This is a genomic window from Polynucleobacter hallstattensis, assembly GCF_018881835.1.
In the GTDB taxonomy this organism is placed as follows: domain Bacteria; phylum Pseudomonadota; class Gammaproteobacteria; order Burkholderiales; family Burkholderiaceae; genus Polynucleobacter; species Polynucleobacter hallstattensis.
Genome location: NZ_JACVPO010000001.1, coordinates 878633 through 899467, shown reverse-complemented (window position 1 = coordinate 899467; position 20835 = coordinate 878633). Strand labels below are relative to the sequence as shown.

The 20835-nt window shown below is 45.2% G+C and carries 27 protein-coding genes; 14 read left to right on the top strand and 13 right to left on the bottom strand.

Annotated elements, in window-relative coordinates; translation table 11 throughout:
- Nucleotides 1–32: 32 nt before the first annotated feature.
- From gatB to gatC, 3 genes are read right to left on the bottom strand one after another with little or no spacing between them, the layout of a single operon-like run.
- Entirely contained in the window at nucleotides 33–1502 is a 1470-nt protein-coding gene (gene gatB / locus ICN26_RS04785; RefSeq protein ID WP_216267265.1) for an Asp-tRNA(Asn)/Glu-tRNA(Gln) amidotransferase subunit GatB, read from the bottom strand.
- On the bottom strand, nucleotides 1502–3019 hold the full coding sequence (gatA, locus tag ICN26_RS04780; protein WP_216267262.1) for an Asp-tRNA(Asn)/Glu-tRNA(Gln) amidotransferase subunit GatA: 1518 nt from the start codon (nucleotides 3017–3019) through the stop codon (nucleotides 1502–1504). Before gatA ends, gatB begins: the two co-directional genes overlap by 1 nt.
- On the bottom strand, nucleotides 3016–3309 hold the full coding sequence (gatC, locus tag ICN26_RS04775; protein WP_216267260.1) for an Asp-tRNA(Asn)/Glu-tRNA(Gln) amidotransferase subunit GatC: 294 nt from the start codon (nucleotides 3307–3309) through the stop codon (nucleotides 3016–3018). The genes gatA and gatC overlap by 4 nt, the downstream gene beginning before the upstream one ends.
- A 62-nt stretch (nucleotides 3310–3371) precedes the next feature.
- Between gatC and ICN26_RS04770 the strand changes: the two genes are divergently transcribed.
- The 5 genes from ICN26_RS04770 to rodA are packed head-to-tail and all read left to right on the top strand — an operon-like array spanning nucleotide 3372 to nucleotide 8939.
- Nucleotides 3372–4415 (top strand): rod shape-determining protein, encoded by a 1044-nt coding sequence (locus ICN26_RS04770; protein ID WP_216267258.1) that lies wholly within the window; start codon nucleotides 3372–3374, stop codon nucleotides 4413–4415.
- 24 nt (nucleotides 4416–4439) lie between these two features.
- Nucleotides 4440–5369: a rod shape-determining protein MreC gene (mreC, locus tag ICN26_RS04765; RefSeq protein WP_216267256.1), complete on the top strand. Its 930-nt coding sequence runs from the start codon at nucleotides 4440–4442 to the stop codon at nucleotides 5367–5369.
- Nucleotides 5366–5890 carry a rod shape-determining protein MreD gene (mreD, locus tag ICN26_RS04760; protein ID WP_216267254.1) on the top strand — a complete coding sequence of 175 codons (525 nt, stop codon included), beginning with the start codon at nucleotides 5366–5368 and terminating at the stop codon, nucleotides 5888–5890. Before mreC ends, mreD begins: the two co-directional genes overlap by 4 nt.
- 8 nt (nucleotides 5891–5898) lie before the next feature.
- A complete protein-coding gene (gene mrdA / locus ICN26_RS04755) occupies nucleotides 5899–7806 on the top strand; it encodes a penicillin-binding protein 2 (RefSeq protein WP_216267252.1) in 1908 nt (635 codons plus the stop codon).
- Nucleotides 7788–8939, top strand: a complete 1152-nt coding sequence (gene rodA, locus ICN26_RS04750) for a rod shape-determining protein RodA (RefSeq protein ID WP_216267250.1) — start codon at nucleotides 7788–7790, stop codon at nucleotides 8937–8939. The genes mrdA and rodA overlap by 19 nt, the downstream gene beginning before the upstream one ends.
- Nucleotides 8940–9001: 62 nt before the next feature.
- Here the strand turns inward: rodA and ICN26_RS04745 are convergent, their stop codons facing one another.
- Entirely contained in the window at nucleotides 9002–9286 is a 285-nt protein-coding gene (locus ICN26_RS04745; RefSeq protein WP_046330979.1) for an HU family DNA-binding protein, read from the bottom strand.
- 113 nt (nucleotides 9287–9399) lie between these two features.
- On the bottom strand, nucleotides 9400–9765 hold the full coding sequence (locus ICN26_RS04740) for a DUF8785 domain-containing protein (protein ID WP_216267248.1): 366 nt from the start codon (nucleotides 9763–9765) through the stop codon (nucleotides 9400–9402).
- Nucleotides 9766–9926: 161 nt separating this feature from the next.
- Between ICN26_RS04740 and ICN26_RS04735 the strand changes: the two genes are divergently transcribed.
- Nucleotides 9927–10829 (top strand): aspartyl/asparaginyl beta-hydroxylase domain-containing protein, encoded by a 903-nt coding sequence (locus ICN26_RS04735; RefSeq protein WP_216267246.1) that lies wholly within the window; start codon nucleotides 9927–9929, stop codon nucleotides 10827–10829.
- Nucleotides 10830–10832: 3 nt separating this feature from the next.
- Here ICN26_RS04735 and ICN26_RS04730 read toward each other — a convergent pair whose 3' ends face one another.
- Nucleotides 10833–11129, bottom strand: coding sequence for a DUF167 domain-containing protein (locus ICN26_RS04730; RefSeq protein WP_216267244.1), 297 nt, complete (start codon nucleotides 11127–11129; stop codon nucleotides 10833–10835).
- A 23-nt stretch (nucleotides 11130–11152) separates the two neighbouring features.
- On the opposite strand from ICN26_RS04730, the gene can reads away from it, so the two are divergent.
- From can to ICN26_RS04710, 4 genes are read left to right on the top strand one after another with little or no spacing between them, the layout of a single operon-like run.
- Nucleotides 11153–11818 carry a carbonate dehydratase gene (can, locus tag ICN26_RS04725; RefSeq protein ID WP_216267242.1) on the top strand — a complete coding sequence of 222 codons (666 nt, stop codon included), beginning with the start codon at nucleotides 11153–11155 and terminating at the stop codon, nucleotides 11816–11818.
- 8 nt (nucleotides 11819–11826) lie between these two features.
- Complete coding sequence (locus ICN26_RS04720) at nucleotides 11827–12714, top strand: LpxL/LpxP family acyltransferase (protein WP_216267240.1); 888 nt, start codon at nucleotides 11827–11829, stop codon at nucleotides 12712–12714.
- A gap of 23 nt (nucleotides 12715–12737) precedes the next feature.
- Nucleotides 12738–13475 carry a pseudouridine synthase gene (locus tag ICN26_RS04715; RefSeq protein WP_216267238.1) on the top strand — a complete coding sequence of 246 codons (738 nt, stop codon included), beginning with the start codon at nucleotides 12738–12740 and terminating at the stop codon, nucleotides 13473–13475.
- A gap of 51 nt (nucleotides 13476–13526) precedes the next feature.
- The gene (locus tag ICN26_RS04710) at nucleotides 13527–15155 is read left to right on the top strand and encodes a peptide chain release factor 3 (RefSeq protein WP_216267662.1); all 1629 of its coding nucleotides are present in this window, start codon (nucleotides 13527–13529) and stop codon (nucleotides 15153–15155) included.
- 2 nt (nucleotides 15156–15157) lie between these two features.
- Here ICN26_RS04710 and ICN26_RS04705 read toward each other — a convergent pair whose 3' ends face one another.
- Both ICN26_RS04705 and ICN26_RS04700 read right to left on the bottom strand, forming a co-directional pair.
- Nucleotides 15158–15406 carry a hypothetical protein gene (locus ICN26_RS04705; RefSeq protein ID WP_216267235.1) on the bottom strand — a complete coding sequence of 83 codons (249 nt, stop codon included), beginning with the start codon at nucleotides 15404–15406 and terminating at the stop codon, nucleotides 15158–15160.
- Nucleotides 15407–15441: 35 nt separating this feature from the next.
- Nucleotides 15442–15666 (bottom strand): DUF2798 domain-containing protein, encoded by a 225-nt coding sequence (locus ICN26_RS04700; RefSeq protein WP_255534379.1) that lies wholly within the window; start codon nucleotides 15664–15666, stop codon nucleotides 15442–15444.
- A gap of 129 nt (nucleotides 15667–15795) precedes the next feature.
- On the opposite strand from ICN26_RS04700, the gene ICN26_RS04695 reads away from it, so the two are divergent.
- The 4 genes from ICN26_RS04695 (at nucleotide 15796) to ICN26_RS04680 (ending at nucleotide 17619) form a co-directional block, all read left to right on the top strand.
- A complete protein-coding gene (locus ICN26_RS04695) occupies nucleotides 15796–16002 on the top strand; it encodes a hypothetical protein (protein ID WP_216267233.1) in 207 nt (68 codons plus the stop codon).
- A gap of 52 nt (nucleotides 16003–16054) precedes the next feature.
- Nucleotides 16055–16423: an MOSC domain-containing protein gene (locus ICN26_RS04690; RefSeq protein ID WP_255534378.1), complete on the top strand. Its 369-nt coding sequence runs from the start codon at nucleotides 16055–16057 to the stop codon at nucleotides 16421–16423.
- A 134-nt stretch (nucleotides 16424–16557) separates the two neighbouring features.
- Nucleotides 16558–16953, top strand: a complete 396-nt coding sequence (locus ICN26_RS04685; RefSeq protein WP_216267231.1) for a GNAT family N-acetyltransferase — start codon at nucleotides 16558–16560, stop codon at nucleotides 16951–16953.
- 18 nt (nucleotides 16954–16971) lie between these two features.
- Nucleotides 16972–17619: a histidine phosphatase family protein gene (locus tag ICN26_RS04680; protein WP_216267229.1), complete on the top strand. Its 648-nt coding sequence runs from the start codon at nucleotides 16972–16974 to the stop codon at nucleotides 17617–17619.
- A 45-nt stretch (nucleotides 17620–17664) separates the two neighbouring features.
- Here ICN26_RS04680 and ICN26_RS04675 read toward each other — a convergent pair whose 3' ends face one another.
- The 5 genes from ICN26_RS04675 to ICN26_RS04655 form a co-directional block, all read right to left on the bottom strand.
- Nucleotides 17665–17904, bottom strand: coding sequence for an Hc1-related histone H1-like protein (locus ICN26_RS04675; RefSeq protein WP_215308617.1), 240 nt, complete (start codon nucleotides 17902–17904; stop codon nucleotides 17665–17667).
- Nucleotides 17905–17977: 73 nt separating this feature from the next.
- A complete protein-coding gene (locus ICN26_RS04670; protein WP_255534377.1) occupies nucleotides 17978–18730 on the bottom strand; it encodes a transporter substrate-binding domain-containing protein in 753 nt (250 codons plus the stop codon).
- Between the two features lie 168 nt (nucleotides 18731–18898).
- Nucleotides 18899–19456 carry a phasin family protein gene (locus ICN26_RS04665; protein WP_216267225.1) on the bottom strand — a complete coding sequence of 186 codons (558 nt, stop codon included), beginning with the start codon at nucleotides 19454–19456 and terminating at the stop codon, nucleotides 18899–18901.
- Between the two features lie 203 nt (nucleotides 19457–19659).
- On the bottom strand, nucleotides 19660–20211 hold the full coding sequence (locus ICN26_RS04660; RefSeq protein ID WP_216267223.1) for a peroxiredoxin: 552 nt from the start codon (nucleotides 20209–20211) through the stop codon (nucleotides 19660–19662).
- 18 nt (nucleotides 20212–20229) lie between these two features.
- Nucleotides 20230–20808 carry an SRPBCC family protein gene (locus ICN26_RS04655; protein WP_216267221.1) on the bottom strand — a complete coding sequence of 193 codons (579 nt, stop codon included), beginning with the start codon at nucleotides 20806–20808 and terminating at the stop codon, nucleotides 20230–20232.
- Nucleotides 20809–20835 lie beyond the last annotated feature (27 nt).

The following is a 20835-nucleotide window of genomic DNA, read 5'->3' as shown; positions in this document are numbered from 1 at the left end:
TATCTTTCTTGCTTATTTTCTGATTTAATTTTTTAGCTCAGCTTTTTACGCAGAAGCTCATTCACCTGACCTGGGTTGGCCTTGCCTTGCGAGGCTTTCATGATCTGCCCTACCAAAGCATTAAATGCTTTTTCCTTGCCAGAGCGGAATTCTTCAACCGACTTCTCGTTGGCCGCCAACACCTTGTCAATCATGGCTTCAAGCTCACCACTATCGCTAATCTGCTTCAAACCTTTAGCATCAATCACTTGATCAACGGTACTGATGGCTTTACCTGCTACAGCCTCTTCCCACAAAATTGCAAAGATATCTTTTGCAATCTTGTTAGAGATCGTGCCATCTGCTACACGAGTTAATAACGGTGCTAAATGTTCAGCTTTTAATGGCGCATCTGCAGTAGCAATTCCAGCGCGATTCAGTGATGATGCAAACTCACCCGCAATGAGGTTAGCCGCAGCTTTTGCTAAAGACTTTCCAACAATCGCGAGTAGCTCTTCAAATACCTTGGCAGTGTCACGATCTTGCGTGAGTAGTTGCGTATCGTAGGCGCTTAAGCCAAATTCACTTTGCCACTGTTCACGAAGCTGTGCCGGTAAAGCTGGCATCTTGCTGCGTACATCTTCAATCCAAGCATCATCAATCACTACCGGCAACAAGTCCGGATCTGGGAAATATCGATAGTCATTGGCATCTTCTTTGCTACGCATACTGCGAGTTTCTTGACGATCAGCATCGTATAGGCGGGTTTCTTGGATAACTTTGCCACCATCCTCAATCAATTCAATTTGTCTGCGCACTTCGTATTGAATCGCCTCTTCCAAAAAGCGGAAGGAATTTAAGTTCTTAATCTCGCAACGAGTGCCAAATTCTTTTTGGCCTATAGGTCGAACAGATACGTTAGCATCGCAGCGGAAAGAGCCTTCCTGCATATTGCCATCGCACACACCCAACCACACTACCAATGAATGTAATGCTTTTGCATATGCCACTGCTTCAGCTGCACTACGCATCACCGGCTCGGTCACAATTTCTAATAATGGTGTGCCGGCACGGTTCAAGTCGATACCACTAGATGCTTCCCCATGTGGGCCCAAGAATCCCTCTTCATGAACGGACTTACCAGCATCCTCTTCCATATGGGCGCGCGTAAGCTCCACTACTTTGACTTGATCACCAACCAGTATTTCCAAATGACCACCAACTACTACAGGGAGATCCATCTGACTAATCTGGTAACCCTTTGGCAAGTCAGGATAGAAGTAATTCTTACGAGCAAAAATACTTGCTGGCGAAATCTTGGCATTGACCGCCAAACCAAAGCGAATAGCATGCTCAACCGCTTGACGATTCAATACTGGTAATACCCCAGGTAAAGCCAAGTCAACTGCGCAGGCTTGGGTATTTGGGCCAGCGCCAAAACGCGTACTAGCCCCACTAAAGATTTTAGATTGTGTTTGTAACTGCGCATGGGTCTCAAGACCAATAACGATTTCCCATTGCATCATGCCACCTCGCTTGCTTGACGCAAATGCCAATCACTATTTTGCTGATATTGATGTGCCACTTGAAGTAAGCGCGCCTCAGAAAAATAATTGCCAATGAACTGCATGCCAATCGGCAAATTACTTGTATTGAACCCGCAAGGAACACTCATCGCAGGTAGTCCTGCTAAGTTGGTGGAGAGCGTATAAATATCTTCTAAGTACATTTGTACTGGGTCTTTTGATTTTTCACCCAAGCGCCATGCAACATCCGGGGCAACTGGTCCTAGGATGACATCGCATTTTTCAAATGCCGCTTGGAAGTCAGCTGCAATAATGCGACGAATTTTTTGAGCCTGCAAATAATAAGCATCGTAATAGCCATGACACAGTACATACGTACCAACTAAGATTCGACGCTTTACTTCTGCACCAAATCCTTCGGTGCGTGATTTCTTATACATGTCAGATAAATCACGATATTCATTTGCGCGGTGTCCGTAACGTACGCCGTCAAAGCGACTCAAATTACTTGAGGCTTCAGCTGGAGCTAAAACGTAATACACCGGAATCGATAGCTTTGTTTTTGGTAAGCTGACCTCAAGCAACTCTGCGCCCAATTCTTGTAAAGCTTTTGCTGCAGCGTTGACTGCATTGGCCACTTCCGGGGCAAGTCCTTCCGCAAAGAATTCTTTTGGCAAGCCCACTCTCAACCCCTCCAAAGGCTTTGCTGAGTTTGTGCTGTCTTTTTTCCAAGACTGGGTGAGATAGCGCCCATAATCTTCCCCAGAATCCGCCAAGGAGGTTGAGTCGCGGGGATCATGTGAGGACATTGCCGAGAGCAATAAAGCGCAATCTTCAGCTGTTTTTCCCATTGGGCCTGCCTGATCCAGAGAGGAGGCATATGCAATCATTCCGTAACGAGATACGCGCCCATAACTGGGCTTGATGCCAGTCAGCCCGCAAAAAGCTGCCGGTTGACGTATTGAGCCTCCAGTATCTGTACCTGTTGCAATGGGGGCTAATCCCGCTGCTACTGCCGCTGCAGATCCTCCGGATGAGCCGCCAGCAACATATTCTGAATTCCAAGGATTTAAAACTGGTCCGTAGGCTGAATTTTCATTAGAGGAGCCCATTGCAAACTCATCCATATTGGTCTTGCCAAGACAAACCATGCCAGCACCATTTGGGTTCAGCTCGTCTGGAATTCCGAGATTAGAGACCACTGTTGCATCAAATGGGCTCTGGTAACCCTCGAGCATTTTAGAGGCGGCTGTCGACTTCCAACCGCGCGTTACAAACACATCTTTGTGGGCGACCGGGATACCGGTCAGCTTTCCAGATTTTCGAGAGGCTATAATTTTATCCGCTTTAGAAGCTTGCTCTAAACTTAAGTGAGCACTTACATCAAGGTAAGCATTCCAGCGCTTTCCGGCCTCAATTCGATCCAAAAAGTACTGCGTCAGCTCAACGCTGGAGACCTCTTTAGCAGCCAGTGCTTTGGCCATCAATGCAATAGGGAGTTGATGCCAGCTCATTCGATCACCCGTGGAACTAAGAAGTAACCATTCTGCTCAGCAGGGGCAGATTGCATGTTTTCGGCTCGATGATCAACTTCAGTCACTGCGTCACTTCGCAAGGGTTGAGCCAAATCGCGCAAAAAGAGGATGGGGTGCGCCAAGGGGGCGAGACCGCTCGTGTCGACAGCCTGCATCTCCTCAACTAAAGCAAAAACGGCCTGTAGTTGAGGTAAGACCGCCTCGGCTTCTGCCTGACTTAAGTCAAGGCTGGAAAGGTGCGCAATGCGCTGGAAATCATTCAGTTTCATGGGGCGCTAGAGTATCATTCATAAATATATTTTTTAACACTTACTTATTTTCTCACTACATCATGTTTGGTTTTTTTCGCAGCTACTTTTCAAATGACCTGGCCATCGACCTAGGTACCGCCAACACCTTAATTTACATGCGTGAACGGGGTATTGTGCTTGATGAACCTTCAGTTGTGGCAATTCGTACTGAAGGTGGTCCAAACGGCAAAAAAACCATTTTGGCCGTTGGACAAGAAGCGAAAGCGATGCTAGGGCGGGTTCCAGGAAATATTGAGGCTATTCGCCCAATGAAAGACGGCGTTATTGCCGACTTCACGATTACCGAGCAAATGCTCAAGCAATTTATCAAAATGGTGCATGAGAGTAAGCTGCTCAAGCCAAGCCCACGCATCATTATTTGCGTTCCTTGCGGCTCCACCCAAGTTGAGCGTCGCGCTATTCGCGAATCCGCATTAGGTGCGGGGGCATCACAAGTATTTTTAATCGAAGAACCCATGGCTGCTGCGATTGGCGCAGGCCTGCCAGTCTCCGAGGCGGCTGGTTCTATGGTCGTTGATATTGGCGGCGGCACAACTGAGGTTGGCGTGATGTCACTCGGCGGCATGGTTTACAAGGGTTCGGTTCGTGTTGGCGGCGATAAATTTGATGAAGCCATCACAAACTACATTCGTCGTAACTACGGCATGTTGATCGGGGAACAAACCGCTGAGTTAATTAAAAAAACGATTGGCTCTGCTTTCCCTGGGGCTGAAGTACGCGAGATGGAAGTGAAAGGTCGTAACCTTTCTGAAGGTATTCCCCGTAGCTTCACTGTTACTAGTAATGAGATTTTAGAAGCCTTAACCGATCCATTGAATCAAATCGTTACTGCTGTAAAAGCAGCTCTCGAACAGATTCCACCAGAGCTAGCATCAGATATCGCCGAGCGCGGCATGATGCTGACTGGTGGTGGTGCACTATTGCGGGATCTCGATCGGCTATTGCTAGAAGAAACTGGTCTGCCAATTCATGCTGCTGAAGATCCTCTCACTTGCGTCGCTCGTGGTTGCGGTATTGCATTAGAGCGCATGGACAAGCTGGGCGGCGTGTTCTCACAAGAGTAATTGACTTAAGCGTCGATTAGGGAATTGCAACATAGCGCTCCACCTCTTTTTAGACAAGGCGTTCCGGCTTTAGTAAAACTGATTGTCTGTCTTTCGATTAGCATCGCATTGATGTTGATCGATTTTCGTTATAAAGCACTTGATCCCATTCGCAATAACGTCAATTGGTTATTGCGTCCACTAGAGTATGTGATGATGATGCCGCGCAATGTATTTGAGGCGACGTCAGAATATTTCACTAGTCGCGGAACTCTAGAAAAAGAAAATCAAGAAATGAAAGTGCGCCAAGCAGAGCTCTCTTTGCTTGCAAATCAATCAGAGTTTCTGCTAATAGAGAACCAAAATCTACGTCAGCTAATGGATTTGCAAAAGCAGGTTCAATTCGAAACATTGCCAGTCGAAATTCTATTTAATCCTCCCAATCCAATTTCTCAGCGCATTGTAATTAATCGTGGCAGTAAGGACGGTCTTAAGTTGGGCAATCCCATTGCAAGTGATTCGGGTATCTTAGGTCAAGTAATACGTGTCTACGATCACTCTGCAGAAGTGTCTCTATTAGAGGATCGTGACTTTGCGGTACCCGTACAAATTGCACGTAATGGCTTAAGAGCGGCGGTTTTTGGAGTCGGGCGCGGTAACCCGCTTGAGCTGCGCTACCTTCCTGTGGCCAGCGACTTGGAAGTAGGCGATGTGTTGATTACCTCAGGTATTGATGGCGTTTATCCACCTGGCTTTGCAGTAGCTGTAATTAGTCGCATTGAACGAAATGCCGATAAAAATTCTTCCAACGTCTTCTGTGTGCCAGTTGCACCGGCAAACCGCTACCGACAGGCTTTAGCATTGCTTTACGATCCGCAATGGGATGCCAAAGCATCTACCGCAAATAGCAAGCCTGACGCACCGCTAACCAATACTCTAGGGCGTCGCCAAACCCGTGCGCGAGGCATGCAATGATTGACTTTCAAAGCGGTTACATTCTTCGCCCAGTAAATGCGGTCTTTATTTATTTCAGCTTGTTTTGCGCACTACTGCTAAATCTTTTACCTATTGGTAATTACGGCTGGGTGCCAGACTGGCTAATTATTTGCATCATATTTTGGAACATCCACCAGCATCGGTACGTGGGCGTAATCATTGCATTTATTCTTGGCCTGTTGATGGACGTTCATAACTCCGACTTATTAGGCCTTAACGCTTTTAGCTACTCATTGGTAGCTTATCTAGCCATCTCTTGGCATCGACGAATCGTCGCTTTGAGTGCTTTCTCTCAAGCGATGCATTTACTGCCAATCTTCTTGCTGGTTTCATTATTCCCGGTACTCGCCCATTGGTTCTTAAGTGGTCAAGTCTACTGGGGGGCGCTCACCGGGACCATTCAAGCGCTGATTGAGGCAATGCTGTGGCCCTTAGCAACACGCATCTTGCTATCGCCTCAACGTCGCCCTATTGATGTTGATCACAATCGTCCGCTTTAAAACACTATATGGTTTCTTTTAAAAAACCAGATCTCGACTCCTTTCAAGAGCGCATTCATATTGCGACCTTATTTGTCACCGTCTGTTTCTTATTATTAGTGACTAGATTGGTATGGCTGCAACTAGTGAGTCATAGCAAATATGCTTTGCTGGCAGAAAGCAATAGAATCGCTTTAGTTCCTGCACCAGCCAATCGCGGTCTTTTAATAGACCGCAATGGAATCGTGATCGGCAGAAACTATTCAGCACTGACCTTAGATGTCAATGCCGAAGAAGTTAAAGGCAATGTTGATGAGTTGATCGATGAGCTCTCTCAAATTGTGTTGATTTCCCCCAGAGATCGTAGAAATTTCAAGCGCTCACTTGAAGACTCTCGCAAAATGGGCACCTTTCCCCTCCGATCGATGCTCACCGAGGTAGAAACAGCCCGCTTTATGGTGAATCGCTATCGCTTTCCGGGTGTCGAGATACGTGCCCGAAGCTTTCGAGAGTATCCCTACAACGAGCTCGCCTCGCATCTGATTGGTTATATTGGACGAGCCTCTAAGCGAGATATCGAGCGGATGCAAATCGAAATTGATAACTCCAAAGCGGGTGATCCTGATGCGCTACAAACTTCATTTCTACCGGGCATTCACTATGTGGGGAAAATTGGTATAGAGCAAAGTTACGAAACAGTATTGCGAGGCAGACCAGGATACGATGAAGTGGAGATTACTGCAGGCGGCAAACCCGTGCGCACACTTTCTAGCTCACCATCGGTACCAGGGAAAAATGTGGTTCTCTCGGTTGATATCAAGCTGCAATACTTAGTTGAGCAACTCTATGGAAATTTCCGGGGTGCATTTGTTGCGATTGAGCCCGAGACTGGCGATATCTTGGCATTTGTTTCTAAGCCTAACTTTAATCCCAATGACTTTGTTGAGGGTATCGACTCAGTAACTTGGAAAGAGTTGAATGACTCGCCACAGAAACCACTCTATAACCGCCCGCTTAAAGGAATTTATCCGCCGGGGTCAACCTATAAACCATTTATGGCACTCGCTGCTTTAGAAACAAAAAAGCGCACACCATCACAATCGATTTCCGATCCTGGGTACTTTGAACTTGGTAATCACACCTTCCGCGATGATAAAAAGGGTGGGCACGGTATTGTTGATATGCAAAAGTCAATTGTGGATTCTTGCGATACCTACTACTACTTGTTAGCACGTGATATGGGTGTCAACATGATGCATGACTTCATGAAACCATTTGGCTTTGGTCAAATTACCGGCATCGATCTTCAAGGTGAATCAAAAGGTGTGCTGCCATCCACCGAGTGGAAAAAAAATACTTTCAAAAAACCAGAGCAGCAAAAATGGTATGAAGGAGAAACGATTTCCCTGGGAATCGGTCAAGGCTATAACGCATTTACCATTTTGCAGCTAGCACATGGCATGGCCAATTTAGCTAATAACGGCATTGTGATGAAGCCACATTTAGTAAAGGCAATTGAAGACCCCTTCACAAGAAATCGCACCCTGACTACACCGAAAGAAAGTTATCGAATTGATCTCGTACCCGAGAATATTGAGTTTATTAAGAAGGCGATGGTCGAGGTAAATAATTCTGGAACGTCTGCCTCTGTTTTTAAAGGTACAGGTTATCAAGTTGGCGGCAAGACTGGGACTGCGCAGGTTTTTAGTTTGAACTCGAAAGAATATCACCACGGATCTACAGCAGAATTTTTACGTGATCATGCTTTGTATGTTGCTTTTGCCCCTGCAGAAAAACCAACAATTGTCATTGCAATGGTCGTAGAAAATGCGGGATTTGGGGCGCAGCATGCTGCGCCGATTGCGCGTAAGGCACTAGATTTTTATCTTGAAGGTAAATGGCCAAAGGAGGTTCCTGAATGGAAAAGAGCGCCATAAATAAAGTAAAGAAAATATTCCTCAGTATTTTCAGCGGACTTGATCGCCAGCTAGGTCTTATTCTGCTTGGCTTAGCAGGTATTGGATTTATTACCTTCTTATCCGCAAGCCAAAATACACCGGTCCGTTTTGAGGATGAATTACGCAATTTAGCGCTTTCTTTTGCAGTCATGTGGATTGTTTCTCGCATTCCACCAAAGTGGTTAGAGATGGCTGCAGTATGGATTTATGGAATCGGCGTTGCACTGCTGATTGCAGTCGCCATATTTGGGTTAATTAAAAAAGGTGCAAGACGTTGGCTCAATATTGGTTTTGTAATTCAACCATCTGAGCTCATGAAGATTGCTATGCCACTCATGCTGGCTTGGTACTTCCAAAAACGCGAAGGTATACAAAAATCCTGGGACTATGGGGTGGCAGCAATCATTCTTGGGATTCCAGTGCTGCTCATTGCGCGTCAACCTGACTTAGGCACCGCGCTCTTGGTGTTTGCTGCAGGTATGTATGCAATTATTCTTGCGGGATTGCCGTGGAAATGGATCCTACCGTTTGTAGGTATTGGCGCCCTTGGCATCATCCTGATCATTATTTTTGGCAGCACTATTTGTGCTCATGATGTTGTCTGGCCATTAGTTCATAACTACCAAAAAAATCGAGTGTGCACTTTGCTCGACCCAAGTAGCGACCCCCTTGGAAAAGGCTTCCACACAATTCAGTCGATGATCGCGATTGGCTCAGGTGGATTTTTTGGTAAAGGCTGGTTCCAGGGTACGCAAGCGCATCTCGAATTTATTCCTGAAAAGCATACTGACTTTGTCTTTGCTGTTTTCTCAGAAGAGTTTGGCTTGCTCGGCAACTTAGTTATGTTGGCGCTTTTCTTCGCTTTAATTAAACGAGGCTTAGCCATCTCTGCCAGTGCGCCCAATCTATTCACTCGCCTACTAGGCGGATCTGTCACGCTGATTTTCTTCACCTACGCCTTTGTCAATATCGGCATGGTAAGCGGTTTATTGCCTGTAGTTGGCGTCCCGCTGCCCTTCATCAGCTATGGAGGAACTGCTTTAGTGACTTTAGGGTTTGGTGCTGGTATTTTGATGAGCATTCATCGCCATCGACGCTTGGTACAAAGCTAAGACTGAACTTGGGTATGTGTGCAAAAATTGCTGCGCCCTCCATGACAACAAAAAAGCAAGAATTACTTCTTACGCTTGTTAACTGAATCTTTGAATGCCTTACCAGCAGAAAACTTAACAGTTTTAGCAGCAGCAATTTTGAGTGGCTCACCAGTTTTTGGGTTACGACCCATACGGGCAGCACGCTTACCAGAAGAAAAAGTACCAAAACCGATCAGCTGTACTGAGTCGCCTTTAGTAACAGCTTTAATGATTTGCTCAATAGCAGAATTCAATGCAAATTCAGCTTTGGCTTTTGAGATCTCAGCGTCGTCAGCAATCGCTGCGATTAGTTCTGCTTTGTTCAAGTGAAGCTCCTTATAGATATTGATATCAGCGCACCTTGCGCTTACATGATTTTAACCACAAAAAATTACAAAAATAAAGCTGTGACACAGCAAATTTTGTTATTGCCTATTTTTTACTCTTCTATAACTATCACATCGGATACAAAATACTCAGTATCGCCAAAACAGCTTGTAGGCAATCCGATATGCTGTTCATATTTAAGGGCAACTTTTTTACCCAAATTAGCGTTAATTTTTTGTGCCACAGCATCTTCACGGACTGTAAAGAGGAATTTTTCTGACATGGTTCCAGGCATTGAAACCATAGCTAGCTCACCTTCCCAGGTTTTACATACATAGCCTCGGTTGGAAAACTTTTGCACATAGCCAGCACGCTCACCGCTCCCGTAGCTCCAATTAAGCATAATCCAGGTATAAGCCACTAAGCCAATTAAGCTAATTAATATTAGGCTTGAAAGCCATTTTACGAATCTATTCATGTGAATTTCCTTAACAAATCATCTTTGCAGCACTGATTAGGTGCGTTTTTGTGGCCTATTAGGCCTTAATTAACATTGGAGCATACTCATTGCAAAAATAGGGATGAAATGGTGCTCCGTACAAATTAAAATGTAAGTGTTAACGCTTATTGGTACATTTAATGGAACTACGTCACGTCATTTTTCTGATCTTTGCTGCATCAGCCATCTATGTTTACTTTAGGGGTACGGTTCGATTTGGCATAGTTCGCTCTCTAACAGACTACCAAGTACTTTTAGCGCCGATTAACAGCCTGCTCTACTTGTTTTCAAAAACCAAGGCTGGGGCATTTATTCCAGTATCAGACTTTCCCGAAATGAAGCCCCTGCAAGATCATTGGCAGATCATCCGTGATGAAGCGCTCGCTTTGAACGCAGATGGGGCCATAGCAGCTGCTACGGGATACAACGATATTGGATTTAACTCCTTTTTTCGGACCGGCTGGAAACGTTTTCACCTCTACTGGTATGGCAAAGAAATGCCATCCGCGCAACTCCAATGCCCTAAAACTGTTGCCCTCCTCAAATCGATCCCCTCAATCAAGGCGGCGATGTTTGCTTCACTACCCCCCGGGGCAACGCTGGTAAGGCACCGAGACCCTTATGCAGGCTCGCTACGCTATCACATTGGCCTTGTCACCCCAAATGATCCCAAGTGCTTTATTAATGTGGATGGAGAGCGATATTACTGGAAAGATGGTGAGCCAGTGATGTTTGATGAAACCTACATCCACTATGCAGCCAATGAAACAGATCACCAACGAATTGTCTTATTTTGCGATGTAGAGCGGCCGGTTTACACTAAATTGGTGCAACTATTAAATCGTTGGTTTGGGCGTTACATCATGAGCGCAGCCTCTTCCCAGAATGTTGAAGGAGAGAAGGTGGGATTTGTAAACGTTCTTTTTAAGTATTTTTACCACCTTAGGGCGCAGGCCAAAAAGCTCAAAGTAAAACATCGCAGCGTGTATTACGTCGGAAAATGGGTTTTAATTTTAGGAATTCTGTACGCAATATTTTGGTAAGTCCTATGGGCTTAGAGCTTCAATAATCTGCTCGGGGGTGATTGAGCCCCAGATTTCCACTCGCTTTACACGGCTACTTTGTCCCGACAAGAGCTGAATTTGTTTTTGCGGCACCCTCAATTGCTTAGAAAGCCAAGACAAAAGCATTTCATTTGCTCTATTTTCAAGGGCTGGAGCCTGCAGAGATATCTTAAGGCAGCCGTCATGCAGACCAACGACCTTGGTCAGCTTTGCGCCCGGCTGGCAATGTAGATGAAGAACAATGCCAGTGGGGGTTTTCTTCAACCAAATAGGCATCATAAAAAGTACTTTAAACTCAAACCATGATTATGAAGAACTCCAATGCCTTAGACCAGCTATTTGCCAATAATCGCGAATGGGCGGATGCCATGATCGCCAAAGACCCTCATTTTTTTAAGCGCCTAGTTTCACAGCAGGCACCAGAATATTTATGGATTGGCTGTTCCGATAGTCGCGTACCCGCAAACGATATTGTGAACCTGCTGCCTGGCGAACTTTTTGTACATCGCAACGTTGCCAACGTGGTGGTTCACACCGATCTGAACTGCTTATCTGTGATTCAGTTTGCCATCGACCTATTGAAGGTGAAGCATATTTTAGTGGTGGGGCATTACGGCTGCTCCGGCGTGCATGCTGCCCTAACCGATAAACGGGTTGGCCTTGCTGACAATTGGTTGCGTCATGTGAAGGATGTGCATCAGAAACATGAGCGCTATCTTGGCGAAGTAATCCCATCTCCAAAACGTCAAGATCGCTTATGCGAGCTCAATGTCATTGAACAAGTAGTCAATGTTTGTGAAACTACCATTGTTCAAGACGCATGGGCTAGAGAGCAAGAACTCACGGTACATGGATGGACTTACCGTCTCGAGACCGGTCTAGTAAATGATTTAGGCATGTCCATTAGCTCTGCCGAAGAAATGAATGTGCGCTACGCCAAATCTTTAGCTCGCTATGACACCGAATAAATTGAGTCTTGTTTAAAAACTTTTCAAACTATTCTGGGGTAGCACTCCTAAGATTTCTGGTATCGCTCCCCTATAAGACTTTGGTCTCTATCGGCTATGGCTTAGGCTATCTGGCAGCCCACATACCCAATGATCGCAATCGCGTAGTCCAGAAAAACTTAGAGCTCTGTTTCCCCGAGCTAAGCGCCACAGAAGTGGATCAACTCAGAATTCAACACTGGCGACTACTGGGCCGTAGCTTAGTTGAAAAAAGCATTATTTGGCTAGGCAGCAAAAAACAGCTTACCGATATGATTGAGGTTCGCTCGGAGGTTGATCTCAATGATAGACAGCCACGCATTTTAGTAAACATGCATTTTATTGGTATTGAGGGCAGCATTATTCTGAGTGCACTTGCCAAGGAAAAAGGTTGGCCTCGTACCTCCGGATTTTTTCAAAGAATGAAAAGTCCTTTCTTTAACAAGAAGATTATTGAATGGCGCAATCGCTTCGGTGGAAATTCGATTGATCGCCAAGGAAACTCGCTTGAGCTCATTCGAGAGATCCGCAGGGGAAGTTTCATCATTATTGCCCCCGATATTGATTTAGGACTCAAAGACTCCACCTTCGTTCCCTTCTTTAATATTCAAACCAATACCATCACAGCTGTATCGCGTCTAGCCAAAATCACAGGGGCACAGGTCTGCATGATGATCACCACCCTCAAAAAGGATGGGGCTGGCTATGTTTGCACTATTAGCCAGCCTCTTGAAAATTTCCCAACTGAAAATCCTGAAGCTGATACTGCGCGGCTTAACACTATTTTTGAAAAAGAAATTAGACTCAGGCCAGCCGAATACTATTGGGTTCATAAGCGCTTCAAAAACAGGCCGCATAATGAGGCGAGCCCTTACTAGGGCAATTGCCCGATAATGTTGTCATGGAAGAAAAAATACGTGTATCCAAGCTACTCTCTGAGCTAGGCCTCTGCTCTCGACGTGAGGCAGACTCTTATATTGAGCAAGGCTTAGTCACTGTTGATGGTGAAGTGGTCAATGAGCTTGGCTCTCGAGCTTTTCGCCATCAGAAGATTGAGCTCCAATCTGGCGCTAAAGCGCAGCAGGCATCTCGGATTACAGTCATCCTGAATAAGCCCGTCGGATTTATTTCTCACTTTGATGATGAGCAAGAGTATCAACCAGCGGCCTCGCTGATCACTCCTGAGAATTACTTTGCGAGCCCCTTAGACAAGGGTCGTAACCCACGCTTTAATACCCGCGGCTTAGCGCCCGCCGGTCGCCTTGATATTGATTCCACTGGCATGCTGGTCTTAACTCAAGATGGTCGTATCGCAAAACTCCTCATTGGTGAAAATAGCCCCATTGAAAAAGAATACTTAGTTCGCGTTGAAGGTGCACTCTCTTTTGAAGATTTAGATCGCCTAAAACATGGCCTGGAATTGGATGGTGTCGTTTTGAAGCCAGCTCAAGTCAGCTGGCAGAACGAGGATCAACTTCGCTTTGTTCTACGCGAGGGCCGCAAGCGTCAAATTCGTCGTATGTGTGAAATGGTTGGCCTCCGGGTTTTAGGTCTCAAGCGCGTGCGTATGGGTAGAATTTCGCTGGGCGCCCTACCCCCCGGGAAATGGCGCTTTATAAGGCCCGAAGAGCAATTCTAAAAAGCGCTACCCGTCTATAATTCTGTCACTTAGATTAAACGCAGAATTACCATCGATACCACCAACTCCAGCACTCCCGGCGCAGAAGTTTTAAGACGCCGTAGCTTTGCCATCATCTCTCACCCGGATGCTGGTAAGACTACGCTTACTGAAAAACTCTTGTTATACGCGGGAGCGATTCAGATTGCGGGCAGTGTAAAAGCCCGCAAAGCTAGTCGACATGCAACCTCGGACTGGATGGAGATTGAGAAACAGCGCGGCATTTCTGTAGCCAGCTCAGTAATGCAAATGGAATATCGCGATTGCATTATTAATCTTCTGGATACTCCAGGCCACCAAGATTTCTCCGAAGATACTTATCGAGTATTAACTGCGGTTGATTCTGCATTGATGGTGATTGATGCTGCTAATGGTGTTGAGTCACAGACCTTACGCTTGCTTGAAGTCTGTCGTGCGCGTAACACGCCAATTGTGACCTTCATCAACAAAATGGATCGCGAAGTAAAGCCACCCATGGAGTTGATGGATGAAATTGAAACTGCACTAGGTATCGAAGTAGTTCCTTTTACATGGCCAGTGGGTATGGGTAAATCCTTCGCCGGCGTGATTGATATTGCTAACTCTCAAATGCGCATGTTCAAGGCGGGCGAAGATCGCGTGACTGAAGATTCTCATGCAATTGTTGATATTCATGATCCCGCCCTAAAAGAGCGCCTCGGCACTGATCTTGAAAATGCGCTTGCTGAAGTAGATTTAATTAAAAATGCGATGCCTGCCTTTGACCGGGAAGCCTTTTTAGCAGGTCGTCAGTCACCGGTATTCTTTGGCTCAGCCATTAATAACTTTGGTGTACGTGAAATTCTCAATACCTTAGTTGAGCTTGCACCATCACCAGGATCACGCAAAGCTTTACAACGCGAAGTTAGTCCAGCAGAAAATAAATTCTCTGCAGTGGTGTTTAAGATTCAAGCAAACATGGATCCAGCCCATCGAGATCGCGTTGCCTTCTTACGTATTTGCTCGGGACATTTTCAGCGTGGCATGAAATTGAAGATTTGTCGTAACGGCAAAGAAGTACGCACCAATAACGCGCTATCTTTCTTATCGCAACGACGCGATATCTTAGATGAAGCTTTCCCTGGAGACATTATTGGATTGCCAAACCATGGCCTACTTCGATTAGGCGACACGCTCACCGAAGGCGAGCAATTGCAATTTACAGGCTTACCATTTTTTGCTCCAGAAATTTTCCGTATGGTCGAGTCTGCAGATCCATTGCGCTCCAAGCAATTACGCACGGGCCTAATGCAGCTTGGCGAAGAGGGTGCGATTCAAGTATTTCGCCCTATGACTGGTGGCACCATGTTGCTTGGCGCATTTGGACAGCTGCAGTTTGAAGTTGTAAGCCATCGCCTACAAACGGAATACGGGGCGGAAGTGCGCCTACTACCGGCACGCTATAACCTAGCTCGCTGGGTAAGCTCAGAAGATCCTATAGCACTCAAAAAATTCATACTAGAAAATATTCACCGCATGGCAGAGGATGTGGTGAGCGCTTCCGTATTTTTAGCTAGCCATAAATCTGAACTAGATGTTGCTCAACAGCGTTGGGAATCTATTCAGTTCCATGCCCTAAGAGAACATGCAGGTCTGATCTATCAATCAGACCTCGCTGGCTAAATCTAGCGTGGGCTCGATTGCGGCCAATTGCAATCAAATACCGCAAGTAACTGAGTATCGTTTTTTCTATACGATGCAGTCTTGCCATATTGTGCGCAATACGCATTGGCCTTTGGTGTAAGTGAGGCAATAGATTCGCCATCACTAATTAGAAAAGTCACATGATTCGAATCTGATGCGTCGGTATAAACCGCGGCACAAGCACTTAAGCCAACCATGCCGAGCAATACAATATATTTGAAATGGGTCATAAAAATTCTCTTTTTCAATAAAGGCATTCGCCTACTCATCGCCCCAGCTTCTTGACCAAACTGGCAGTGAGCTTACTAGCAAATGGGCGATAGATCAAAATACAAATCATCGCCACTGGATAAGCAACCGCCCAAACCTCCAGCCGCACCCAAAAGAAATCCTGTGCAAAGCCTACCCTTACCAAAGTGGTGACCAAAGTAATGCTTATTGACATGAGCCCACCCATAATGGCGGCAAAAATAAGATTAGGAATATTCATCAGGATCTAATCATAGCGCCTTGACTGCTTAGCTGTTATTCTGATTTGTGATCACTATTCCGCGCCCTACTTAGGGGAGTCTACTGAGCAAGCTCAGAGGTTCATCATTCCAAGAATCTAGGAAAATATATGGCTGTTGGCCAAAATCAAAGAAATAGAAAAAACGACCCCATGGTGAGCAAAACTGGCAAGGCTAAATTGGGGCCACTTACTGTTACTCAACTCAATAAATTGCTCGAATCCAGCACCAAGCCTAAAGAAAAGGCAAAAATACAAAGGGCTCTTAATAAGCGCCCTCCAGTTGCGGCGCCCACTGCAACAGCAGTCGCAGCATAAGTACTAAGCCCCGAAATTACCGGGGCTTTTTCTTATGTAATATGCTGTCACTATGAATGCATCCCCCCAAATTCACTCCATTTATATTGCAGCTAGAGCAGGTGATTTGATGATGCAGCTTGCGCGAGCTGAAATTATTGCTAGGGAGGGAATTGTGGGAGATCGCTACGCACTCGGTCTAGGTGCATTCTCTAAAACTAAGCCGAAAATACGCCATGTTTCCCTCATTGCCCTCTCAAGCATAGAAAATGCTAATGGCCAATTGCGCACTAAACAGCAAGCTTTATTTGGCGAGGGTGATACCAGAAGAAATCTTGTGATTAAGGGAATTTCTGAGAGTGAGCTAAATAATCTAGTTGGACAGATTTTCTATTTAGGAGGTCTCGCATTTAAAGGCACTGAATTATGCGAACCTTGTTAGCGACCGGCCAATTTACTGAAAAGACCAGACTTCATGAACGCTTTTGAGAATAGGGGCGGTCTCAGAGCAGAAGCGCTAGACTCTGGGACTATTAGTAATGGGGATTCGCTCACATACTCATCAGACCAAGAAAAATGATCACCTACACCGAGCACGCAAGTATTAGTCCTGAACAGGCGATTGACCTCTATATCCGATCTACTCTCGGTGAGCGTCGCCCAATCGATAGCATTGAAACCTTTGCGGCGATGCTTACTAATGCAAATCTCACCATTTCCGCATGGGATGGTGAAAAACTAATTGGGATCAGTCGTAGCCTGACAGACTTCGCCTATGTGGCATATTTGGCTGACCTTGCAGTAGATGAACATTACCAGCGACAGGGAATAGGAAAGCGACTCATTGAAGAAACTCAGGAGCGCTTAAAGCCTGGCTGCATAATTGTGCTGCTTGCAGCTCCGAAAGCAAATACCTACTATGAGCACTTGGGCTTTGAGCACAATCCGCGCGCTTGGATCATGAAAAAATAATTAAACTAATATTGCAATATGTCGACCACAAAACTCTGCCTCATTCGCCATGGTGAAACTAACTGGAATACTGAAAGACGCCTTCAAGGACATACCGACATTCCCCTGAATCAAAAAGGCGTTCTGCAGGCTCGCCAAATGGCGCAGGCCATTAAAAACTCAAAACTCTTGTTCGATGTTTTATATACCAGCGACCTTAAAAGAGCGGCGGACACTGCAAATGCTATTGTTGAGTTGTTTGGCGTAGAGGCAAGGGTGGATAGCGCTTTACGAGAGCGCCACTTTGGCGCACTTCAGGGGCTCACGATTCAAGAGGCTCCATTACTACAGCCTGTGATTTGGCAAGCGCATATTACTCGTGACTTAGAGCATGATCTCGAAGGCGGTGAGAGTATTCAGCAATTTGCATTGCGTGTTCATACTACTTTAGACAAAATACAAGAACAGCATTCAGGCAAAACAATTTTGCTTGTTAGTCATGGCGGCACTCTCGATATGATGTATCGAATTGCTAGCAAGCAAGATTTGAGTACTGAGCGGGTTGCCTCAGTGCCAAATGCCTCGTTAAATTGGATTACACATCAGCCAGATGGTGGCTGGTCAATCGAGAAATGGGCAGATACTCGCCACCTTGAAGGTATAAGCTTGGATGGCGTAGATCTCTAAGCAAAAAGTCACCTATAGGTGACTTTTTGTATTTTTAAAGAAGACTTACTTTCTTATATGGGCGTGACGAGCAGCATCTTGTGACATGCCCTCACCCTTTGGCTTTCCTTCAAGGGCTTCTTTCTCGGCGGTAATTTCTTTACGGCGCTCTTTACACGAACCAGCTATCTCTTGCAAAGCTTTACGGGCTCTCGCTGCAGAAGCTTTAACCCCTTTTCCGTGAAACTTTTCATTCTCTGACTGGTACACCTCAAAAGCAGCCATTAGCTTGTCATGATGGGACATGTTTTTCCTTATAAATTATTGAAATAATCGACCTCAGAAACACTTTAACCTAATCTATGCGAATCACTTCAATTTATTGTGTCCAGCGGTTAATAATCGCTTTTAACTTTTCTGGTCCGAGCTCAGCAAGGTACAGGTTGAAGTCATTGCGTAGCTTAGAATCTTTTTTGAAGGCAAACCCGAGATTATCAAACCCAACAACTTGGTAGCTACTACTAACTGGGAGATTTAAGGTTTTTTGGTAATTAACCAGCATCACGTTATCAACAAATACTAAATCTACACTTCCATTTTGTAATGCGATCAAGGCTTCGGTTGGCGATGGGAATAGCTTTACCTGCTCAACTGAGTAATAGCCTTTTGGCTGTAATACATTTTTCACGTAATCATCAAATACACTTCCTGTTGGATAGGCAATAGTGTATTTACTTAACTGTGATAAGTCGGTTATTTTGATATTACGGTTTTTCAAACCAATTAACTGCCAAGTACTTGTGAAATATGGATTAGAAAAATCCATTACTTCTTTGCGCTTATCTGTAATAGATATTCCTGAAAATGCGACATCAGCCTGGCCACTAGTCACCGCCCCCAACATTCCAAGCCAGTCATAGGCAGTTACCTTAAATGTACAGCCTCGTGACTTGCAGTAGCCCTCAAATATTTCTAAATCTATGCCTGAATATTTCCCATCTTTTTCAAACAGCATTGGTGGGATCGCGGGCGATACGGCCACCTTAATGAGATTAGATGGCTCTTCTTTAGAGCATCCACTCAGAAGAAGTAGGCTAATCAAGAGGATAGAAAGGATGCGTTCAAGTCTCATAGTGTTTTCAAGTTTTATTTGATTGAATCATCTTATCAAGATTCGAATCTAACAATACCAACAGGGTAATATTTTTTAACCCTGGCATTTTTCGCATCCAGCCGGGTAATGATGCCAATAAAAAACCCCGCTTACACGGGGCTTTTTTATCTGACTGCGATTTACCAATTACTTAGTACGACTTTTTGCTGCTTTAGGAGTCTGACTAAATTGACCCTGCGCACCCTTCATTGCAGTTTCTACACTTTTTTCAAAGTTGGCAAAAGCATCTTGAGTACTTGAACGTACTTGGTCAAAGTTTTGCATTGTCGTATTGAATGCGGATGTAAAGGCGCTGACATAAGCCTCTGACCCAGCAGGCGCCTTTGATGTAGCAGCAGCAACAAAGCTCTTTAGATCATCCTGCGATTGAACGATAGCAGCCTCTACAGCCTCAACTAATTCTTGATTACCGCGGCGCAATACTGCAGCAACTTTTTTCTGATAATCAGCAACTTCAGCAACAGCCTCTTGTACTTCTGGGCTTTGCAAAAGGTCTAATGCTGCTTTTGCATCTTTACCTTTCATTAACTCAGCTGCTTTAGCTTGCGCATTTGCCACGGCTTGTTGAGCAGCTTGGTAATTGATTTCCGCTAACTCTTGAGCATTTTCAAGTGCCGTTTGGCCTAGGGCACGTGCACTTTCTACGGATTTAGTTTGGTTTTCTGCAAATTGATTTTTGAACATGATTTTTCCATTAATTAGTTATTTGTTGCAATGCACCATATTAATGGCATATTTGGGGCTTAGCAAGGGAGTTTTGCTGCAAAGCAACATTTTATTTCTGAGAGTGCTCTCTATGGCCTCAATTGACCATAAGAATCTGCGTTTTCAGGCTGCATCTGCGCCTAGCGGGCAAAATACATCCACCCCAAAACAATTAAGCAGCTTTATTTTTTTAAATAATCAATCACCCAAGCCGGATCACTGTCGCTTGGAAAGATGGGGTAGTGAACAGCCTCGATCACACCATCATTTGCGATAAGGGTGATGCGCTTTAATAAGGTCATTCCAGCTGCAACAAAGGTGGGCAAGCGCAAAGCTTGCTGAAATCGATAATCTGCATCACTTAGCACTGGGAATGGCAAATGCAAACGATCCGCCATTTCTTGTTGATATTCAGTAGATTGCACGCTCAGCCCTACAACATCGGCACCCAGCGAACGAAGCTCTTGGTAGTGATCCCTAAATGAGCAGCTTTGTGGGGTACATCCCCTTGCTCCCGGAATTTGGTCCCATCCATCTGGCAATGGAACATTGGGCTGACCTGTCATTGGGTAACAGTAGATCACGATACGCCCCTTAGTCTGACCAAGATTAAATTGGCCATGGGTCGTTGTTTCTAGTGAGATCACTGGCAAGCGCATGCCCACTAAGTGATCGGCGGCTCCATCATCTTGAGGGATAGGTAAGTCACCAGGTAATTGATTGAGATTTGTCATAAATGTAATCTTAGCCTACTAAGTTAGGATCTTTCTACAAGTCTTTGGCGGCACCGACCTCTTGAGTAATGCGGCCTCGGCCATTGACTCAAACTGTCGACGTAATATGTTTTTAATGAAGAATTCAATCACTACTGATGGCACTAAAGAATTTGGTTCAATTTGGGCGTCGTACTTAAAGGCAGTGAAATTCTTTTCAGAAAATAACCGCCAACTTCCCTTGTAATACTTTGTATCTCCACTTAATTGCTCAAAAAGTAATACTCTGTTGGGGGTCTCCACATACTCCAACTCAGAACGCATCTCAAATGGAATGAATAGAATTCTTTCCTCAAGTGAACGAGCGACCTTCACTTTATTGCCAGATCTAGAAAGCACTTTTGAGTCGACCACTCCGGGTAGATTTTTAGCGCCCTCATAGTCAGTAATGAAAGCAAAAGCTTCAGATATAGTGATCGGCACCTCATAGCTTGCATTCACCTGAAAGCGATCGCCGGCTCTCGTGACCGCTACTTTTAAGTCATATGCATTGGATGACTCTTGCGCCAAGGCAATGCCGCACGATGCAATCAGAAAAAAGTAAAGGAGCTGCTTCATGCTGGTAATTTAGCAGTATTAAAGCGA

Coding starts and splice junctions, on each gene's coding strand:
- gatB (WP_216267265.1), bottom strand. CDS start 1,502: ATGCAATGGGAAATCGTTATTGGTCTTGAGACCCATGCGCAGTTACAA.
- gatA (WP_216267262.1), bottom strand. CDS start 3,019: ATGAGCTGGCATCAACTCCCTATTGCATTGATGGCCAAAGCACTGGCT.
- gatC (WP_216267260.1), bottom strand. CDS start 3,309: ATGAAACTGAATGATTTCCAGCGCATTGCGCACCTTTCCAGCCTTGAC.
- ICN26_RS04770 (WP_216267258.1), top strand. CDS start 3,372: ATGTTTGGTTTTTTTCGCAGCTACTTTTCAAATGACCTGGCCATCGAC.
- mreD (WP_216267254.1), top strand. CDS start 5,366: ATGATTGACTTTCAAAGCGGTTACATTCTTCGCCCAGTAAATGCGGTC.
- mrdA (WP_216267252.1), top strand. CDS start 5,899: ATGGTTTCTTTTAAAAAACCAGATCTCGACTCCTTTCAAGAGCGCATT.
- rodA (WP_216267250.1), top strand. CDS start 7,788: ATGGAAAAGAGCGCCATAAATAAAGTAAAGAAAATATTCCTCAGTATT.
- ICN26_RS04740 (WP_216267248.1), bottom strand. CDS start 9,765: ATGAATAGATTCGTAAAATGGCTTTCAAGCCTAATATTAATTAGCTTA.
- ICN26_RS04735 (WP_216267246.1), top strand. CDS start 9,927: ATGGAACTACGTCACGTCATTTTTCTGATCTTTGCTGCATCAGCCATC.
- ICN26_RS04730 (WP_216267244.1), bottom strand. CDS start 11,129: ATGATGCCTATTTGGTTGAAGAAAACCCCCACTGGCATTGTTCTTCAT.
- can (WP_216267242.1), top strand. CDS start 11,153: ATGATTATGAAGAACTCCAATGCCTTAGACCAGCTATTTGCCAATAAT.
- ICN26_RS04715 (WP_216267238.1), top strand. CDS start 12,738: ATGGAAGAAAAAATACGTGTATCCAAGCTACTCTCTGAGCTAGGCCTC.
- ICN26_RS04705 (WP_216267235.1), bottom strand. CDS start 15,406: ATGACCCATTTCAAATATATTGTATTGCTCGGCATGGTTGGCTTAAGT.
- ICN26_RS04700 (WP_255534379.1), bottom strand. CDS start 15,666: ATGAATATTCCTAATCTTATTTTTGCCGCCATTATGGGTGGGCTCATG.
- ICN26_RS04695 (WP_216267233.1), top strand. CDS start 15,796: ATGGCTGTTGGCCAAAATCAAAGAAATAGAAAAAACGACCCCATGGTG.
- ICN26_RS04690 (WP_255534378.1), top strand. CDS start 16,055: ATGAATGCATCCCCCCAAATTCACTCCATTTATATTGCAGCTAGAGCA.
- ICN26_RS04685 (WP_216267231.1), top strand. CDS start 16,558: ATGATCACCTACACCGAGCACGCAAGTATTAGTCCTGAACAGGCGATT.
- ICN26_RS04680 (WP_216267229.1), top strand. CDS start 16,972: ATGTCGACCACAAAACTCTGCCTCATTCGCCATGGTGAAACTAACTGG.
- ICN26_RS04675 (WP_215308617.1), bottom strand. CDS start 17,904: ATGTCCCATCATGACAAGCTAATGGCTGCTTTTGAGGTGTACCAGTCA.
- ICN26_RS04670 (WP_255534377.1), bottom strand. CDS start 18,730: ATGAGACTTGAACGCATCCTTTCTATCCTCTTGATTAGCCTACTTCTT.
- ICN26_RS04665 (WP_216267225.1), bottom strand. CDS start 19,456: ATGTTCAAAAATCAATTTGCAGAAAACCAAACTAAATCCGTAGAAAGT.
- ICN26_RS04660 (WP_216267223.1), bottom strand. CDS start 20,211: ATGACAAATCTCAATCAATTACCTGGTGACTTACCTATCCCTCAAGAT.
- ICN26_RS04655 (WP_216267221.1), bottom strand. CDS start 20,808: ATGAAGCAGCTCCTTTACTTTTTTCTGATTGCATCGTGCGGCATTGCC.